This is a genomic window from Polaromonas sp. (genome assembly GCF_039930745.1).
Taxonomy (GTDB): domain Bacteria; phylum Pseudomonadota; class Gammaproteobacteria; order Burkholderiales; family Burkholderiaceae_C; genus Polaromonas.
In genome coordinates this window covers 12367-28291 of sequence record NZ_JBDTTH010000060.1, presented here as the reverse complement: position 1 = coordinate 28291, position 15925 = coordinate 12367, and the positions used below count along the sequence as shown (strand labels likewise).

Sequence of the window (15925 nt, the reverse complement as noted above, 5' to 3'; positions counted from 1 at the left end):
CGTCCTCGTCGTACCAGGCCGGAATCTGGTGGCCCCACCAGAGCTGGCGCGAGATGCACCAGTCCTGGATGTTGCCCATCCACTGGTTATAGGTGTTGACCCATTGCTCGGGCACAAACTTGACGGCGCCGTTCTCGACCGCATCAATGGCTTTTTGCGCGATGGACTTGCCCGTCGGATCCTGGTCGCTGACCTTGGTCATGGCAACGAACCACTGGTCGGTCAGCATGGGCTCGATCACCTGGCCGGTGCGCGCGCAACGCGGCACCATGAGCTTGTGCTTTTTGACTTCAACCAGGAAACCCTGGGCTCCCAGGTCGGCCACCACGGCCTTGCGCGCCACAAAACGATCCATGCCGCGGTATTTTTCAGGCGCGTTCTCATTGATGGCCGCATCCAGCGTCAGTACGCCAATCATGGGCAACTGATGGCGCTGGCCCACTGCATAGTCGTTGGTGTCGTGTGCGGGTGTGACCTTGACGACGCCGGTGCCGAAGGCCTTGTCCACGTAATCGTCGGCAATCACCGGTATGTCGCGGTCACACAGTGGCAGTTTCACGAGCTTGCCGATGAGATGCTTGTAGCGTTCATCTTCTGGATGAACCATCACCGCCACGTCGCCCAGCATGGTTTCTGGCCGGGTGGTCGCCACCGTCAGCGAGCCCGAACCGTCGGCAAGCGGGTAGCGAATGTGCCACATGAAGCCGTCTTCCTCTTCGCTTTCCACTTCCAGGTCCGACACCGCGGACTTGAGGATCGGGTCCCAGTTCACCAGGCGTTTTCCGCGGTAGATCAGGCCCTGTTCGTACAGCTGCACAAAGGTAGATGTGACCACCTTGGACATCTTCGGGTCCATCGTGAAGTACTCGTGCTTCCAGGCCACCGAGTCGCCCATGCGGCGCATCTGGCGCGTGATGGTGGTGCCGGACTCTTCTTTCCATTCCCACACCTTCTCTGCAAACTTTTCGCGGCCCAGGTCGTGGCGGTTTTTGCCTTCGCCCTGCAGCTTGCGTTCCACGACGATCTGCGTCGCAATGCCGGCGTGGTCGGTGCCGGGCACCCATAGCGTGTTGTGGCCGCGCATGCGGTGGTAACGCGTCAGCGAGTCCATGATGGTCTGGTTGAAGGCGTGGCCCATGTGCAGCGTACCTGTCACATTGGGCGGCGGCAGCTGGATGGAGAAGGAGGGTTTGGCCGCGTCCAGCGTCGGCTCGTACAGGCCACTCGCCTCCCACAGCGGTGCCCACTGGCGCTCTATGGCTGCCGGTTCAAACGATTTGGCCAGGCTGTCCAGCCCCGGCGTAGCTACGGCGACGCGGGCGGTCGGGGTATCGGCGGCGGGGGAGGCGGGCGTGGGCTTGGCGGAATCAGTCATGGGGGCAATGAAAAACGGCATCACGTGCAACACTGCACTAAATGCCGCCTGGGGTTGGAGGAAGTGCCCCGATTTTATTCGACTGGCGCCTGCTTCAGCTGGATGGCGCCGGTTTGGCCGCTGCGATACACGCCTGTAGCAGAGATGCGTCGCCCATCTGGTTCGCCAGAATCAGGATCAGACGGGCGTTGAGCAGCTCGGACTGGTCGCGGCTCAGGCCCTGATGGGCATCGAGCAGGCACTCGTAAAACGCGTCTGCGTCCTGGAAGTTGGCGCTGGCTTTGAGGGCTGTTTCGGTTTTCATGGTGTTCCTCCTATCGCAGGCCCAGAGTCTTTTCCACGGCGGCGATCAGTTGGCCGTCCACCGTCTCGCCGGTTGCGGCCAGGTAGCCGTCGGGCCGCAGCAAGGCCCAGGCATGGCCAAAAACATGGCAGGCGCCCTGCAGGTGAGCAGTACCTCGGGTATTGATGTCGCGCAGGTGCTCCACCGCCTGGGCACGATCATCTGGCGCCAGCACCTGCACACTGCGCACAGGTGCATGCTGCGCGAGCAGCCGCAAGCGTTCGGCAGCTGTGGCTGTGAGCTCGCCAAACACCAGTACCAGCAAGTCGCCATTGGCCCACTGCAGCAGGTCGTTGACCGAACCTTCGGCGCCGTTGGTCCACCGGAATGCCACGTTCTGTACCGACTGGCCGCCTGTGCTTTCGCAGACCCCGGAGCGCGTGTAGCTGTTGGCCACCGCCATGCGGCCGGTATTGACCAGCGCGCGCGCAAACGGGTACTGTTTTGCCAAGCCAATCGCAGCTGTGCGAAAGCAGCGCTCCATGCCGTCGGCGGGCCGCAAAAAGCGCGCGGTGCGGTTGGTCACTTGCACGTTTTGCTGCGCGGCTTCCAGGCGTTCAGCGTTGTAGCTCTCCAGCAGCGTAGCGCTGGCGCGGCCGCGCAACACGGCGGCCAGCTTCCAGGCCAGGTTGTCGGCATCGGCCACGCCGGTGTTGCCGCCGCGCGCGCCGAAGGGGCTGACGATTTTTGCCGTATCGCCCATGAAAAACACGCGACCCAGACGCAGCTTGTCCAGGCAGCGGCTGCGGTAGGCGTAGGGGCCAACCCAGACGATTTCGACCTCGACATCTGCGCCGAACTGGCGCTGCAGCCGCTGGCGCACCACATCTTCGCGGCTGACATCTTCCGGGTTCGCGTTGGGCGCCATCTGGTAGTCGATGCGCCAGACGTCGTCGGCCATCAGGTGCTGCCAGACCGCACGGTTTTCGTTGAACGGCGCTTCGATCCAGGTGTGGCGCTCCACCGGTGGATGTTTGGAAAAACGCACATCGGCAATACACCAGCGGTCGTCGCCGTTGCGGGTCTGCATGGTGGCGCCGGCCCACTGGTGGAAGGGCGTGTGTGAGCCGCTGGCATCGATCACATGTTCGGCCTCCATCTGGTAACTGCCGGCAGGGGTTTCCACCGTGAGCGTGGCGACATCGGCGTTCTGCGTGAAGGCGGTGACGCGCGACTTCCAGCGCAGGTCCACATGGCCCAGCTCGTAGATGCGTTCAACCAGGTAGCCCTCAATATAGAACTGCTGGATGTTGATGAAGGGCGGCTGCGTTGAGAGGTTGAAGTTGCTTTGCTGGCGCAGGTCAAAGGAGTACACCTCGTCTTTTCCGGCAAAGGTGCGGCCCACACTCCATTGCACGCCCTTGGCGGCAATGCGTTCGTAGATGCCGAGCCGGTGAAAGATTTCCAGCGACTTCTGCGTGTAACAGATGCCGCGTGAGGAGGCGCCCTTGACGCCCACGGTGTTGTCCTCGTCCAGCAGCACAGCCTTGACGCCGTAACGCGCGAGCGCGCAGGCTAGGCTCAGGCCCGTGATGCCGCCGCCCACAATGACGACCGGGTGCCGTGTGACTTCTTTCGAGTGCAGCTCGGGCGGTGCCACGAAGGGGTATTCCGGCAGGGCGTAGCCCTTCCCTTGAGTGAACTCGTAGCCGTTGGTGAACGCCGGCTGCGCGTAGGCGGGTTTTGTCTCCTGCATGGCTTGCGCCTTTTCCGTTTGTTTTGTGAGTGTTTTATGGCTCCAGCCCTTTAGGGATGGGCGCCAATAGCTATCAAATAAAGAGCAAGTCCGGATCAGGCCACTGGCCTGCCGCCCACTTCGGGCCTGTCGTTTTGCTGCGGTTTGAGCGCTTCCAGCGCCTTGCCGGCGGCTTTTTCCTTGCGCCACTGCTCCTTGCGCGCCGTCCACTCGGCCAGGCGGGCGTGCGCGGTTTTGCTCTCCTGCAGCATCTGGAACTCGTCAGCCAGCTGCGCCGTGAGCTCCAGGCGTACACCGTTCGGATCAAAAAAGTAAATGCTCTTGAAGATGTGGTGATCGGTCACGCCCAGCACTTCAATGCCGCCGGCCTCCAGCCGCGCCTTCATGGCTTCCAGGTCGGCCACCGTGTTGACGCGAAACGAGATGTGGTTGACCCACAGCGGTGTGTTTGGCGAGGGCAGGGCCGCCTCGTCGTTGCCCAGGTCGAAAAACGCGATGAAGGAGCCGTCCTGCAGGCGGAAGAAAAAGTGGGTGTAGGGGCAGTATTCGCCGGTGCTGGGCACGTGATCACTCTGGATGATGTGATACAGCGGCAGACCCAGGATGTCTTCATAGAAGTGCCGCGTTTCTTCTGCATCTTTAGCTCGGTAGGCGTAATGGTGCAGTTGCTGAACGGGGGCAGGCGCCGGCAGGGACGCTGCTGAAAGCAGGTTGGGGGAGTTCATCAGGGCAGACATGGCAATCTCCGGATTTGAAGGGTTCGGTGCATCGCAAACCCCATGCATTTGGGATTCAGGTCGCGAATTTGAGTTCACCTATTCGTAATTCATTTACTATAACGTAACTATCATGGCCTGCCAAGCTTGCGCCCCCGCCATGAAACCGATCGAGTTGAGAATAATTATCAATTGCAATAGGTCGATAGCTTTTTCCATTTTTTTGTATTGAGCCAAGCAATTAGACCTTGTCCGCCAAATGGGACTATCGTGTTTTGGTCTCTGGCGACGACGCCAGGGCACCCACAATTTCCATAACCACGAAGGAGATTTCCATGGCTGCTCTCAAAGGCTCCAAGACGGAAGAAAACCTGAAAGCCGCATTTGCCGGTGAATCACAGGCCAACCGCCGTTATCTGTATTTCGCAAACAAGGCTGACGTGGAAGGCCAGCCTGACGTCGCAGCGCTGTTCCGCTCTACCGCGGAAGGCGAAACCGGCCACGCTCATGGCCATCTCGAATGGCTCGAGCAGTGCGGCGATCCGGCCACAGGCATGCCTTTTGGCGCTACCCGTCAGAACCTTGCTTCTGCCGTGGCAGGCGAGACCCACGAGTACACCGACATGTACCCCGGCATGGCCAAGACCGCCCGTGACGAAGGTCATGACGAAGTGGCCGACTGGTTCGAGACTCTGGCCAAGGCCGAACGCTCGCATGCAAACAGGTACACCAAGGCCCTCGCCGAACTGGTGGACTGAATCACGGCTACTGCGCGGGCGCGTGGCGGCGTTGCGGGTCCTGATCGGGCCATCCTCATGTGCCTTGAGCACATTCCGGTGACCCGACACCCGCGCCTTGCCCTGCACCCGCTCGCTACGCCGTGAGCACTTGGCGGTTTGGGGAAGCATTCAGTTCGCGAATTTTTCCCCAAGCCCACAGCAAGAGACAGACCATGGCTAGTGAAGGTAATCTGCAGGCGCCCACGCGGCATGCCATCGACTGGAAAAACCCGGACTACTACAACGAAGCCGCGGCTTTTCACGAGATGGAGCGCATCTTCGACATCTGTCATGGTTGCCGGCGCTGCGTAAGTTTGTGCGGTGCGTTTCCGACGCTGTTCGATCTGGTTGACGAGAGCAAGACCGGCGAAGTCGACGGGGTGGAAAAGAAGGACTACATGAAGGTGGTCGACCAGTGCTACATGTGCGACCTCTGCTACATGACCAAGTGCCCCTACGTGCCGCCGCACGAGTTCAACCTCGACTTCCCACATACCATGCTGCGCGCCAAGGCCATCAAATTCAAGAAGGGCGGTGTGGGCGCCGGTGAAAAGTTTTTATCGTCCACCGATGTGCACGGCCAGTTTGCTGGCATTCCCATCGTGGTGCAGGTGGCCAATGCAGTGAACAAGACCAAACCAGCCCGTGCCGTGATGGAAAAAGTATTGGGCGTGGACAAAAACGCCTGGCTGCCAGAGCTGGCGACAAAGAAATTCCGCTCCGGTGCACTGGCGTCGCCGCCGCATGCAGTGAAAGACGGCGCCAAGACACCCGGCAAGGTGGTGATCTATTCCACCTGCTACATCAACTACAACGAGCCTGGCATTGGCCACGACCTGCTCAAGGTGCTGGACCACAACGAAGTGCCTTACGTATTGGTGGAGAAAGAAAAATGCTGCGGCATGCCCAAGCTGGAGCTCGGCGACCTGGATTCTGTCAACGCCAGCAAGGAGGCCAATATTCCGGTGCTGGCCCGTTATGCGCGGGACGGTTTTGCCATTTTGAGTGCCGTGCCCAGCTGCACCCTGATGTTCAAGCAGGAAATCCCGCTGATGTACCCCGACGACGCCGAGGTGCAACTCGTCAAGGAGCACATGTGGGACCCGTTTGAATACCTGATGGCACGCAAGCGCGACGGCCTGCTCAAGACCGAATTTCCGGTGCCGCTGGGCAAGATCAGCTACCAGATTCCCTGCCACGGCCGGGTGCAGAACATCGGCAAGAAAACCGAGGAAATGCTCAAGATGGTGCCCGGCACCAGCGTGCACACGCATGAGCGTTGTTCGGGCCACGCCGGCACCTTCGGCGTGAAGGTGCCCTACCACCAGCAGGCCATGAAAATCGGCAAACCGCTGTTCAAGGCCATGGCCAATCACAAAGATGGCGGTCTGCCCGATGTGATCAGCAGCGACTGCCCGCTGGGCGGCCACCACATTGCGCAGGGTTTTGACGTCAACCAGCTTGGCGCGCCGCCGCAGAAACACCCGCTGACCCTGGTCCGCACTGCTTACGGACTGAAGTAGCCGCCAAAGGAAACGACATGCAAGTCACCGGAAAAATCACCCGCGACAGCCTCATGACACTGGAGGCCTACAGCCAGCACCGCAAGGAAAACAAGGCCGCCATCATGGCGCACCGCCAGCTGCGCAGCGTGCATCTGGGCGAACATATCAATGTGCAGTTCGAGAGCGAAACCAGCATCCGTTACCAGATCCAGGAGATGCTGCGCCTTGAAAAAATCTTTGAGGCAGAGGCCATCGACCAGGAAATCGAAGCCTACGCGCCGTTGGTGCCAGAGGGCAGCAACTGGAAGGCGACCATGCTGATCGAGTACCCCGACGTCAACGAGCGCAAGCGCGAGCTGGCGCGCTTGATAGGTGTGGAAGACCAGCTGTTTGTCGAGGTCGAAGGCCACGCCCGGGTGTATGCGATTGCGGACGAAGACATGGACCGCGAAAACGACGAGAAAACCTCGGCCGTGCATTTTTTGCGCTTCGAGCTCGATGCGGCCATGTGTGCAGCGGTCAAGGCTGGTGCCAGCGTCAAGCTTGGTTGCGACCACACCTATTACCCCGCGCATGTCACGATTCCCGCCGAAACCCTGGCCTCGCTGGCGAGCGACCTGCGCTGAGTCGGACCCCGGGTGGGAGGCCCGCTGGTGCCGCGCTGTAAAGTCGGGGATTGCCTTATTTCACTGCGCGCACCTCCCATGCTTTTTTTACTCTCGCCCGCGAAGTCCCTGGACTTCGAGACACCGCCTCACGTGGCCACCCATACCCAGCCCCTGTTTATCAAACAATCCAGCCAGCTGATCAAGGTACTCCGGAAGAAAACACCTGCGCAGGTGAGTGAACTGATGTCGCTCTCGGACACGCTGGCCGGCCTGAACGTGGCGCGTTACCAGGTCTGGTCGCCGACGTTCACCGAGAAGAATGCCCGGCAGGCCGTGCTGGCCTTCAATGGCGACGTGTATGGCGGGCTGGATGCGAAAAGCCTGAAGGCCAAAGAGCTGGACTGGGCGCAGAAGCACGTCTGCATCCTGAGCGGCCTGTATGGCGTGCTGCGCCCGCTGGACCTGATGCAGCCCTACCGGCTGGAGATGGGCACGCGCCTGAGCACGGCGCAGGGCAACAACCTTTATCAGTTCTGGGGCACACAGATCGCCGGCTACCTCAACGAGCGCGCGGCCGCCGACACCTCGCCCGTCGTCGTCAACCTGGCCAGCGAGGAGTATTTCAAGGCGGTAGACCGCAAGGCGCTCAAAGCCCGCGTGGTTAGCTGCGTCTTTGAAGACTTCAAGGGCGGCAAATACAAGATCATCAGCTTCAACGCCAAGCGCGCGCGGGGCCTGATGGCGCGTTACGCCATTGGGAAAAAACTGGCCACGGTCAGGAAGCTCGAAGGCTTCGAGGCCGAAGGCTACCGTTTTGCACCCGCGGTGTCCGGGCCCGACCGGCTGGTGTTTCGCCGACGCCAGGACGATTGAGCCATGAGCCTTTCCCCGGACCAAGCCCAGCGCGTGACGCCCCAGGTGCAAGCCTGGGTGCGCACCCAGGCCAGTCTGGGGCACACCATTGCCACCATGCTCAAGGCCATGCGGGCTGCAGGCTGGCAAACCGACGTGGCACGCGGCGTGATCGCCGGTACCTTGAAAGCACCCGTGCCGGTGCCGCTGCCCGCGCTGGGCTCTGCCCTGCGAATCGACGCGGGCGACCGGCAGGTGGATGTTTTGATGCAGATGAGCCAGCCGCACATCGTGGTGTTCGGCAATGTGCTCAGCGACGACGAATGCAGCGCGCTGATGGAAACCGCCAGGCCACGCCTGTCCCGTTCGCTCACCGTCGCCGTCAAGACCGGCGGCGAAGAACTCAATGACGACCGCACCAGCCGCGGCATGTTTTTCACGCGCGGCGAAAATGAGCTGGTGAACCGCATCGAAGCGCGCCTGGCCCGGTTGCTGGAGTGGCCGATTGAAAACGGCGAAGGTCTGCAGGTGCTGCAGTACCTGCCGGGTGCCGAGTACAAGCCGCACTACGACTATTTCGACCCCGCCGAGCCAGGTACACCTTCCATCCTGCAGCGCGGCGGCCAACGGGTGGCCACCCTGATTCTTTACCTCAGTGCGCCGGAAGCCGGCGGTGCCACGGTTTTCCCCGATGTCGGCCTGGAGGTGGCGCCGCAGCGCGGCCATGCGGTTTTTTTCAGCTACGACCAACCGCACGCCTCGACGCTCAGCCTGCATGGCGGTGCGCCGGTGCTGGCGGGAGAGAAATGGGTGGCCACCAAATGGCTGCGAGAAAAAGAGTTCATTTAACACCCCCGTCCAGGCTCACTGCGTGTAGCCTGTTCCCCCTCGAGGGGGCGGCGCCTGCGGCCTGGAAAAGCCAGTTCCGCGGCCCCTGCTGAGAGGTCCGTCTACTCCGCGCTGACAGGGGTGTTCATAATGCCTTTATGAAAATCAGAGCTAACGGCATAGATATCGAAATCGAAGACACCCACGCCGGCGACACCACCGGCCGTCCCGTGGTGCTGCTGATCATGGGCCTGGGCATGCAGTTGGTGGCCTGGCCGCCGGCCTTGGTGCAGGCGCTGGTGGACGCCGGTTATCGCGTGATCCGCCTGGATAACCGCGACATCGGCCTGTCGCAGAAATTCGACCACCTGGGCCAGCCCAACCTGATTTGGGAAAGCATCAAATACAAGCTGGGCCTAGCGGTCAAGGCACCTTATGCACTGCACGACATGGCGGCCGATGCGCTGGCCGTGCTGGACGCGCTGGGTGTGCAGAAGGCGCATGTGGTGGGCGTCAGCATGGGCGGCATGATCGCGCAACGCGTGGCGCTCGCGGCGCCCGAACGTGTGCTGAGCCTGACCAGCGTCATGAGCTCCAGCGGCGCGCGCGGGCTGCCCCAGGCCGAACCGCGTGTCATGCGTGTGTTGATGAGCCGGCCGGCCGGCAAGGACATCTCCTCGGTGACCGACCACTACGTCAAACTCTTCAAGGCGATTGGCAGCCCGGGTTTTCCGGTAGACGACGCCGAATTGCGCGAACGCATCACGGCTGCCGCGCAGCGTAGTTTTCACCCCGCAGGGGTTTTGCGCCAGATGGTGGCCATCGTCGCCGACAGCCGGCGCGCCGCAGAACTGGCCAGCCTGCGCCTGCCCACGCTGGTGGTGCACGGCAAGGCCGACCCGCTGGTGCCCTTTGCCTGCGGTGAAGACACCGCGCGGCGTATCGCTGGCGCGCGCCTGGTTGGCATCGAGGGCATGGGCCACGACCTGCCCAAAGGCGTGGTCGAGCGTTTGCTCGAGCCATTGATTCCCCACCTCAAGGCTGCGGAGGCCGCCTCATGAACACGCCCGACAAATCACAACTGGGCAAGCCCACGCCCTACATCGACCAGTACGACGCCTCGCTGCTGTTTCCCATTCCCCGTGCCATCAAGCGCGAAGAGCTGGGCCTGGGCGAAAGCCTTCCCTTTTTTGGAGCGGACGCCTGGACCGCCTATGAGCTGAGCTGGCTCAACCAGCGCGGCAAGCCGCAGCTGGCACTGGCGCACATCACCGTGCCCTGCGAATCGCCGAACATCGTCGAGAGCAAGTCCTTCAAGCTTTACCTGGGCAGTTTCAACAACACGCGCTTCCTTGATGCGCGCGAAGTGCGTGAACGCATTCGCGCTGATCTGAACGCCGTGGTGGGTGCTGGTGTGGGCGTCAAGACGCTGGGGCCGGAGCTGTTTGACCAGGAACCCGTGCATGAACTCGACGGCCTGAACCTCGACCGCCTCGACGTGGAATGCCAGCACTACACACCGGCACCGGAGCTGCTGTTTGCCGATCATGAAGAGCCACCCGTCACCGAAACCCTGGTGTCCAATCTGCTCAAAAGCAATTGCCTGGTCACTGGCCAGCCCGACTGGGGCAGTGTGCAAATCAGTTATTCAGGCGCGCCCATCGACCAGGAAGGCCTGCTGCAATACATCGTGAGTTTTCGCAACCACAACGAGTTCCACGAGCAATGCGTCGAGCGCATCTTCATGGACATCTGGACACGCTGCCGGCCGCTCAAGCTGTCGGTGTACGCGCGTTACACCCGGCGCGGCGGGCTGGACATCAACCCGTTTCGCACGAGTTACCCGCAGCCCATGCCGGCGAATATGCGGACGGCGCGGCAGTAAACACTTCCGTTCGTCATGGTCACCTTGGTTGTTTTACCGGGCATGGACGGCACAGGGGAGTTGCTGGCTGCTTTTGCAGCCGCTGTGTCGCCAGGAATCAAGGTCAAAGTGCTTCGCTACCCAGCGACCGAGGCGCTGGACTATGCGGGGCTTGAAGCGGTGGCGCGAGCTGCGCTTCCAGTGAACGAACCTTATGTGCTTCTTGGTGAGTCATTCTCTGGCCCCATCGCCATAGCCTTGGCGGCAAGTCGCCCGCCGCAACTCTTGGGGCTGGTGCTGTGTTGCACTTTTGCCCGCAATCCGCGTCCCTTGATGGTCGTGCTCAGACCTTGGGTCGGCCTATTGCCAATGGTGGTCATACCCGTGGGACTTTTGGCCAGGTTGCTGCTCGGCCGGTTTTATACCATGGCCTGGCGTCATGCTTTGTCGCGAGCGCTGGGTCAGGTCGCGCGGCCGGTCTTACGAGCCCGCCTGCGCGCTGTGCTTTCGGCTGACGTCTCCCCTCAGCTGGCAGAGGTCGTTGTTCCGACGCTTTACCTACGCGCTGCGCACGATGCAGTGGTTCCCTTCAGCGCTGGTCAACATGTGCTGGAGGTGAGACCCGGCACCACCATGCTGGTACTGGAGGCGCCGCATTTTCTGCTGCAGGTGGTGCCTGCAGAGGCCGCCCGCGCAGTGAGCGAATTCATCTCCTCAATGGCCTCGTTGCCACCCACAATTGCTATCAAATAAAGAGCAGCTTGTGCGCGTTGAATAAGGGCTAGAGCCCGATTTCATTGAAATATTGGAGCGGCGACAGGCCAGGATAATCACTCGCGCGTTTTTCCTTCATCGCCGTCACGGCCTCTCGCACATGCTGGTTGCTCCAGATCGCGCCCTGCAGCCAACCCATTTGTTTGAGCGCGTCGTCCACCGAATGATCACGCGTGTAGTGGATGGCTTGCTTCGTGCCCCAGATGGCAACTGGCGGCTTGGCGGCAATCTCTTTGGCGCATTGCAGGGCGGCTGCCAGCATGGCATCAGCCGAATCAAACACCTCGTTGACCAGGCCGTAGCCCAGCGCCTTTTGCGCGGGAAGCCGGCGGCCGGTGTAGGCCAGTTCCTTGACCACCGCCAGCGGCACCAGCTTGGGCAGGCGTTGCAGGGTGCCGACGTCAGCCACCATGCCGATGTTGATTTCCTGAATGCAGAAAAACGCATCGGCCGTCGCGTAGCGCAGGCAGCAGGCTGTCACCATGTCCACCGCGCCACCTATGCAGCCGCCCTGGATGGCCGCAATTACTGGAATACGCAGTGTTTCAAGTTTGGTGAAGGTGGCCTGCATGTCAGCCAGCATGTCGAAGATCGCTGCGCGCCCTTCGGGGCTCTGGTCGTCCATGGCAATGGCGCCGGAAAAGGTTTCGAGTGCCATGCCGGCGCTGAAGTGCTTGCCAGTGCTGGAGATCACCAGAACCCGCGCATCGCCGGCTTTGTGGATGTGGGTGAGCACCTCATCCAACTCGCGCCAGAAAGTGGGATGCATGGTGTTCATCGCCTCGGGGCGATTGAGCACCAAGTGGGCGATGTGGTCGCTGGTAGAAAGGGAAAAGCAGGTCAGTGGGTTCATGCCTGTCAATGTAAATCAGTGCGCCGCTTGAAGCCAGTCACGCCTGAGACGCCCACCCGCCAGGCGTGGCGCGCCGGGTGCCCATACTAGAGCCGCCGCCGGCGCGGCACCACGCTCAGTTGCAGGGTCAGTTTGTCGGGCGTGGCCGTCACGGTGTAAGCCTGCGGGGCCAGGTCAAGCAACTGGTCAGCATGCCAGACCCTGATCTGTGCCGCCCCTTCGGGCACCTGCTCCAGCTGCGCCACGCCGTCGGCGCCGGTCAGTGCCGCCCAGGGGGAATCGCTCACATACACATGGCCGCGCATGGAGCCATGGATGTGGCAGCCCAGCAGAACGGCGCCGGGCTTGCTGAAAGTGGCTTCCGCGGTTTTGGCGGGTTTGCCTTCAGGCCTGCCGTCCAGGCGCAACTCGAAACCGTCGCCGGCCGCCGCATTGAACTGCGCCGCCCCGGCTGCCGAGGCGCGTACATGGTGTTCCCAAGGGTCGTTATTGACGAATTGGGCTTTGGCGCCCAGCGCCACCAGGCTGACGGCCGGCACAAAGCGCATTTTTTCCTGGTGAATCGTGACCTGCCCGGGCAGCGGATTTTTAGGCGTGGCAGTTTTGCTTGTCGGCACCACCACCACCACGGCGTCAGGCGCCGGTTTGCCTTCCTTGTCGAGCACCACTATTGTCATATTTCCGGCTCTGGCCCCCATGGAAAGCGCGCAAGCGGCTATCAAAAACAGAGCAGATTGCAGCGGGTGCAGGGGTTTGAAGCAGGTCATGGATTTCTTCCGGCCAGGGTGGGAAAAATGGGGAACCCTCCCGGCCCGGCCGGGAGGTGGGGGGCAGCGGGCGTTTATTTGGCCGCTGCAATCGCCTTGGCCAGGTCGGTGGTTTCTTCACAGCTGCTGCAGATGGCCTGCAGCTTGGCCAGCTGAGCTTCTGCCTGGGCCTTCTGGCCGGTCTTCAAGTAGGCAATGCCCGAGTATTCCAGCGCGCCGCGGTGTTTCGGGTCCAGTGCCAGCGCTTTGCCATAGGCCGCAAAAGCTTCGTCATATTTGCCCATCCAGCGGTTCGAATAACCGAGGTAGTTGTAAGCGTCGGCGTTTTTCGGATTTTGCGCGACAACTTTGCTGAAGCTGCTGGCAGCCTCAGCCCACTTTTTGGCTTCCAGGGCTTTTTTGCCGGCAGAAAAATCGTCAAGCTTTGCGTTTTCAACAGGGGTGGTCTGGATGTCGGCGGCCAGGGCGGCGCCGGCCAGGGCGAAGCCCAGGATGGGCAGGGCGATGAATTGGCGAAGGGTCAGTGTGTTCATGTCGGGCTCCTTGATGGTCGGTTGATTGAGATGCGCTGTCAGTCAGCACCTTGGACAAACGAGGGAAACCGCGAAACGGATGCAGGGCAAGTTGTAAATTATTTGTAATCACGGCGCCCTCATTCCCAACGGGCGATGACGCCATGCGGCTATCTGCGAGCCGCGCTCATAAGGCAGATTGAAGCAGCTTCAGGTACCCGGGGCTCAGAGAGATGGTGTTGTGGGAGGTACCGGGAAGAACTTCAAGCCTGGCCGCTCCGTGTTTGAAACGCGTGCGCAGCTGCTCCGTGCTCCACTTTGGAATGACTTCATCCTGTTCGGCGGCGATGAGCAAGGTGGGCGCTGTGACCTGGGGCGCGTACTTCCAGGACTCGAACTTGTCGATGAGCAGCCACCTGACCGGGAAATAAGGAAACTGCTTCGCGGCCAGGTCCTGCAGGCTGTCATAGGGTGTCACCAGCACCAGGCGGGACACCGCCCTCTGGCTTGCGAGCCGGATCGCCACGCCCGAACCCAGGCTGCGCCCCACAACAGCGATGTCGGGATGTTTCTGGCGCACAAGATCAAACAATGCCTGGGCGTCGCCCTGTATCGTTTCTTCCGTGGGGCTTCCGGTGCTTCCGCCGTAGCCCCTGTAGTGCAGCATGTAGATCGCATGGGCGGGAAAAGCCTGCGACCAGGACGGCAGGCTGGACGAAACATCTTCGGCATTGCCGCCGAAGTAGACGATGGCTTTGGGGCCTGCCGTCTGCCGTGCGGAAATCACCAGCTCTGCGCCGGCAACCGGGAGATGGAATGTTGTGGCGTCGGCACCCATGGAGCGAGGCTGGGGAAAATAAATCAGCGAACGTTGAAACGCAAACAGAGCAGCGCAAAGTGCCAGGTAACCCAGCACCACAAGCGCCGCGAGAATGGTGATCACCCGCACCATGAGCTGGAAGGCCCGCTGAAAAACCGGCGTCCGGCCCGGTTCACCACAACTTGGCGCAGTTGCCGCTGAACACCACGGGTCCGCTTGGGGTGGCCGCTGCTGCATCCGTTTCCAGCGTCACCACCAGCTTGCTGACTTTGGACAGCAATTTCTCGGAGGTGTCAGGAAGCAGGGACACCGCCGAACCGCTGGTGGGCACGGGCCCCAGCGCAAAGGACGGGCCGCTGGCGGGCACAGCCCACAGCACCAGCGTGCCGGCTGCCGGCGGCGTGATCGGGCCTATGACCTTCACGGTCATGGTTTTGCCGTGACGCAGCGAGCTGACCAGCAGCTTGCCGTTGCCCTGAGCATCGGTCAGCAGGCCCACGTAACTCTGCGGCAGTTTTTCGCCGGTGCGCATGGCGACCTGGTCGCTGGACAGGAAGATGCCCGGTGCCGTCAAAAACAGAACACTGGCCACCATCACACCGGCGGCGAGGCCGCCAAAACCAAAGCCCGCGGGCTTGAGCCAGCCCAGCCAGCCGGCTTTGGCCTGCGCAGCATGTTGCGGCCTGGCCGGTTGCGTGCGCGCCGCGATTGCGGCCCACACCCGGGGCGAGGGTTGGTGCACCGGCACCGACATGGCGAGCTGGCCCAGCCGCGCCTCCCACTGCGTGACCCGCACGCGCACATCGGCGCGGTCGCGTTGCAGTCGCTCAAAACGGCGCCGGGCGCCCCCTGCCAGCGTCCCCAGCACATAAGACGAAGCCAGGTGTTCCAGCAGATCGGAGCTGGTATATCTCATGCCACCACCCCCTGCGCAGCCAGGCAGCCCTTGAGCTTGTCAAGGCCACGCCGTATCCAGGCCTTCACTGAACCCAGCGGCGCGCCCATTTGCGCGGCCACCTCGGTGTGGCTCAGCCCCTGGTAATAAGCCAGGGCCAGGCTTTGCCGGTAACTACCGTCAAGCCCATTCATGCAGCCTTCGATATGCAGGGCCTGGCTGGCCTGTTCGAGCAAGTGCATGGCGCTGGGGGCCGGGTTGCCAACGGACTGCACATCGTCTTCATCGACGTCGCCTGACTCGGGCAACTCGCTTTCGCGGCGGCGCGTGCGGGCACGCAAGGCGTCCAGTGCCTTGTTGCGGACGATGGCAATCAGCCATGTCATGGGTTGAATGGTTTGCCCGCCTACCTCGCTGCGGTAGCTGCCGGCACTTTTCCAGATACTCACATACGCCTCTTGCAGCACATCTTCGGCCGCCTGTCCTTGACCCAATATACGTATGGCAACGCCAAACAGATGCGTGTGGGTGCGTTCATAGACTTGGGCGAAGCAGGCATGGTCGCCCTGCGCCGCAGCTGTGATCAACGCCTCCAGGCTGGGGGTGTCTGGTTTCATGCGGCTGAGTATAGGGAGTTCTGCCATGGCGGCAAGCGTCCTGCGGCGCGAAAAAAAAGTCTGGACTTCTGCATCCGGTTGGCTGAATGCGGCGTTTGTCACGGGGAGGCAGGGCTGCCGC

General features: G+C 61.8%; 18 protein-coding genes. 8 read left to right on the top strand and 10 right to left on the bottom strand.

The features are described 5' to 3' along the window. The 4 genes from ABI660_RS16460 to ABI660_RS16445 form a co-directional block, all read right to left on the bottom strand. Positions 1–1396, bottom strand: a 1396-nt coding sequence (locus ABI660_RS16460; RefSeq protein WP_348070037.1) for a valine--tRNA ligase, incomplete at its 3' end; no start/stop codon positions are given. Between the two features lie 73 nt (positions 1397–1469). Further along, positions 1470–1679 carry a DUF2783 domain-containing protein gene (locus tag ABI660_RS16455; protein ID WP_348070035.1) on the bottom strand — a complete coding sequence of 70 codons (210 nt, stop codon included), beginning with the start codon at positions 1677–1679 and terminating at the stop codon, positions 1470–1472. Between the two features lie 10 nt (positions 1680–1689). Then, entirely contained in the window at positions 1690–3414 is a 1725-nt protein-coding gene (locus ABI660_RS16450) for an FAD-dependent oxidoreductase (RefSeq protein ID WP_348070033.1), read from the bottom strand. A gap of 95 nt (positions 3415–3509) precedes the next feature. Then, on the bottom strand, positions 3510–4151 hold the full coding sequence (locus ABI660_RS16445; protein WP_348070031.1) for a VOC family protein: 642 nt from the start codon (positions 4149–4151) through the stop codon (positions 3510–3512). A 314-nt stretch (positions 4152–4465) separates the two neighbouring features. Here ABI660_RS16445 and ABI660_RS16440 point away from each other — a divergent pair, with 314 nt between their 5' ends. The 8 genes from ABI660_RS16440 (at position 4466) to ABI660_RS16405 (ending at position 11319) form a co-directional block, all read left to right on the top strand. Next, complete coding sequence (locus tag ABI660_RS16440; protein ID WP_077593639.1) at positions 4466–4888, top strand: rubrerythrin family protein; 423 nt, start codon at positions 4466–4468, stop codon at positions 4886–4888. Between the two features lie 194 nt (positions 4889–5082). After that, positions 5083–6432 carry a heterodisulfide reductase-related iron-sulfur binding cluster gene (locus tag ABI660_RS16435; protein WP_348070029.1) on the top strand — a complete coding sequence of 450 codons (1350 nt, stop codon included), beginning with the start codon at positions 5083–5085 and terminating at the stop codon, positions 6430–6432. 17 nt (positions 6433–6449) lie between these two features. Next, positions 6450–7040, top strand: coding sequence for a DUF3501 family protein (locus tag ABI660_RS16430; protein WP_348070027.1), 591 nt, complete (start codon positions 6450–6452; stop codon positions 7038–7040). Between the two features lie 78 nt (positions 7041–7118). After that, on the top strand, positions 7119–7895 hold the full coding sequence (gene yaaA, locus ABI660_RS16425) for a peroxide stress protein YaaA (protein ID WP_348070025.1): 777 nt from the start codon (positions 7119–7121) through the stop codon (positions 7893–7895). A 3-nt stretch (positions 7896–7898) separates the two neighbouring features. Then, positions 7899–8723 (top strand): 2OG-Fe(II) oxygenase, encoded by an 825-nt coding sequence (locus ABI660_RS16420; protein WP_348070023.1) that lies wholly within the window; start codon positions 7899–7901, stop codon positions 8721–8723. A 137-nt stretch (positions 8724–8860) separates the two neighbouring features. Continuing rightward, positions 8861–9763: an alpha/beta hydrolase gene (locus ABI660_RS16415; protein ID WP_348070021.1), complete on the top strand. Its 903-nt coding sequence runs from the start codon at positions 8861–8863 to the stop codon at positions 9761–9763. Continuing rightward, positions 9760–10587 carry an NADPH-dependent 7-cyano-7-deazaguanine reductase QueF gene (gene queF / locus ABI660_RS16410; protein WP_348070019.1) on the top strand — a complete coding sequence of 276 codons (828 nt, stop codon included), beginning with the start codon at positions 9760–9762 and terminating at the stop codon, positions 10585–10587. The genes ABI660_RS16415 and queF overlap by 4 nt, the downstream gene beginning before the upstream one ends. Before the next feature lie 15 nt (positions 10588–10602). Continuing rightward, on the top strand, positions 10603–11319 hold the full coding sequence (locus ABI660_RS16405) for an alpha/beta hydrolase (RefSeq protein WP_348070017.1): 717 nt from the start codon (positions 10603–10605) through the stop codon (positions 11317–11319). Positions 11320–11347: 28 nt separating this feature from the next. On the opposite strand, the gene ABI660_RS16400 is transcribed toward ABI660_RS16405, so the two are convergent. The 6 genes from ABI660_RS16400 to ABI660_RS16375 all read right to left on the bottom strand — a co-directional run bounded on the left by ABI660_RS16400 (position 11348) and on the right by ABI660_RS16375 (position 15804). Then, a complete protein-coding gene (locus ABI660_RS16400) occupies positions 11348–12193 on the bottom strand; it encodes an enoyl-CoA hydratase-related protein (protein ID WP_348070015.1) in 846 nt (281 codons plus the stop codon). Positions 12194–12279: 86 nt separating this feature from the next. Next, complete coding sequence (locus tag ABI660_RS16395) at positions 12280–12960, bottom strand: plastocyanin (protein ID WP_348070013.1); 681 nt, start codon at positions 12958–12960, stop codon at positions 12280–12282. A gap of 74 nt (positions 12961–13034) precedes the next feature. Further along, complete coding sequence (locus ABI660_RS16390) at positions 13035–13493, bottom strand: tetratricopeptide repeat protein (RefSeq protein WP_348070011.1); 459 nt, start codon at positions 13491–13493, stop codon at positions 13035–13037. Between the two features lie 166 nt (positions 13494–13659). Then, positions 13660–14424: an alpha/beta fold hydrolase gene (locus ABI660_RS16385; protein ID WP_348070009.1), complete on the bottom strand. Its 765-nt coding sequence runs from the start codon at positions 14422–14424 to the stop codon at positions 13660–13662. A gap of 40 nt (positions 14425–14464) precedes the next feature. Beyond that, entirely contained in the window at positions 14465–15208 is a 744-nt protein-coding gene (locus tag ABI660_RS16380) for an anti-sigma factor (RefSeq protein ID WP_348070007.1), read from the bottom strand. Further along, the gene (locus tag ABI660_RS16375; protein WP_348070005.1) at positions 15205–15804 is read right to left on the bottom strand and encodes a sigma-70 family RNA polymerase sigma factor; all 600 of its coding nucleotides are present in this window, start codon (positions 15802–15804) and stop codon (positions 15205–15207) included. The genes ABI660_RS16380 and ABI660_RS16375 overlap by 4 nt, the downstream gene beginning before the upstream one ends. Positions 15805–15925 lie beyond the last annotated feature (121 nt).

Excerpts from the sequence above, each read along its gene's own strand:
- ABI660_RS16435 (WP_348070029.1), top strand. The coding sequence starts at position 5,083 with ATGGCTAGTGAAGGTAATCTGCAGGCGCCCACGCGGCATGCCATCGAC.
- queF (WP_348070019.1), top strand. The coding sequence starts at position 9,760 with ATGAACACGCCCGACAAATCACAACTGGGCAAGCCCACGCCCTACATC.
- ABI660_RS16380 (WP_348070007.1), bottom strand. The coding sequence starts at position 15,208 with ATGAGATATACCAGCTCCGATCTGCTGGAACACCTGGCTTCGTCTTAT.
- ABI660_RS16395 (WP_348070013.1), bottom strand. The coding sequence starts at position 12,960 with ATGACCTGCTTCAAACCCCTGCACCCGCTGCAATCTGCTCTGTTTTTG.
- ABI660_RS16405 (WP_348070017.1), top strand. The coding sequence starts at position 10,603 with ATGGTCACCTTGGTTGTTTTACCGGGCATGGACGGCACAGGGGAGTTG.
- ABI660_RS16455 (WP_348070035.1), bottom strand. The coding sequence starts at position 1,679 with ATGAAAACCGAAACAGCCCTCAAAGCCAGCGCCAACTTCCAGGACGCA.
- ABI660_RS16450 (WP_348070033.1), bottom strand. The coding sequence starts at position 3,414 with ATGCAGGAGACAAAACCCGCCTACGCGCAGCCGGCGTTCACCAACGGC.
- ABI660_RS16385 (WP_348070009.1), bottom strand. The coding sequence starts at position 14,424 with ATGGTGCGGGTGATCACCATTCTCGCGGCGCTTGTGGTGCTGGGTTAC.
- yaaA (WP_348070025.1), top strand. The coding sequence starts at position 7,119 with ATGCTTTTTTTACTCTCGCCCGCGAAGTCCCTGGACTTCGAGACACCG.
- ABI660_RS16390 (WP_348070011.1), bottom strand. The coding sequence starts at position 13,493 with ATGAACACACTGACCCTTCGCCAATTCATCGCCCTGCCCATCCTGGGC.
- ABI660_RS16440 (WP_077593639.1), top strand. The coding sequence starts at position 4,466 with ATGGCTGCTCTCAAAGGCTCCAAGACGGAAGAAAACCTGAAAGCCGCA.
- ABI660_RS16415 (WP_348070021.1), top strand. The coding sequence starts at position 8,861 with ATGAAAATCAGAGCTAACGGCATAGATATCGAAATCGAAGACACCCAC.
- ABI660_RS16420 (WP_348070023.1), top strand. The coding sequence starts at position 7,899 with ATGAGCCTTTCCCCGGACCAAGCCCAGCGCGTGACGCCCCAGGTGCAA.
- ABI660_RS16445 (WP_348070031.1), bottom strand. The coding sequence starts at position 4,151 with ATGTCTGCCCTGATGAACTCCCCCAACCTGCTTTCAGCAGCGTCCCTG.
- ABI660_RS16375 (WP_348070005.1), bottom strand. The coding sequence starts at position 15,804 with ATGAAACCAGACACCCCCAGCCTGGAGGCGTTGATCACAGCTGCGGCG.
- ABI660_RS16430 (WP_348070027.1), top strand. The coding sequence starts at position 6,450 with ATGCAAGTCACCGGAAAAATCACCCGCGACAGCCTCATGACACTGGAG.
- ABI660_RS16400 (WP_348070015.1), bottom strand. The coding sequence starts at position 12,193 with ATGAACCCACTGACCTGCTTTTCCCTTTCTACCAGCGACCACATCGCC.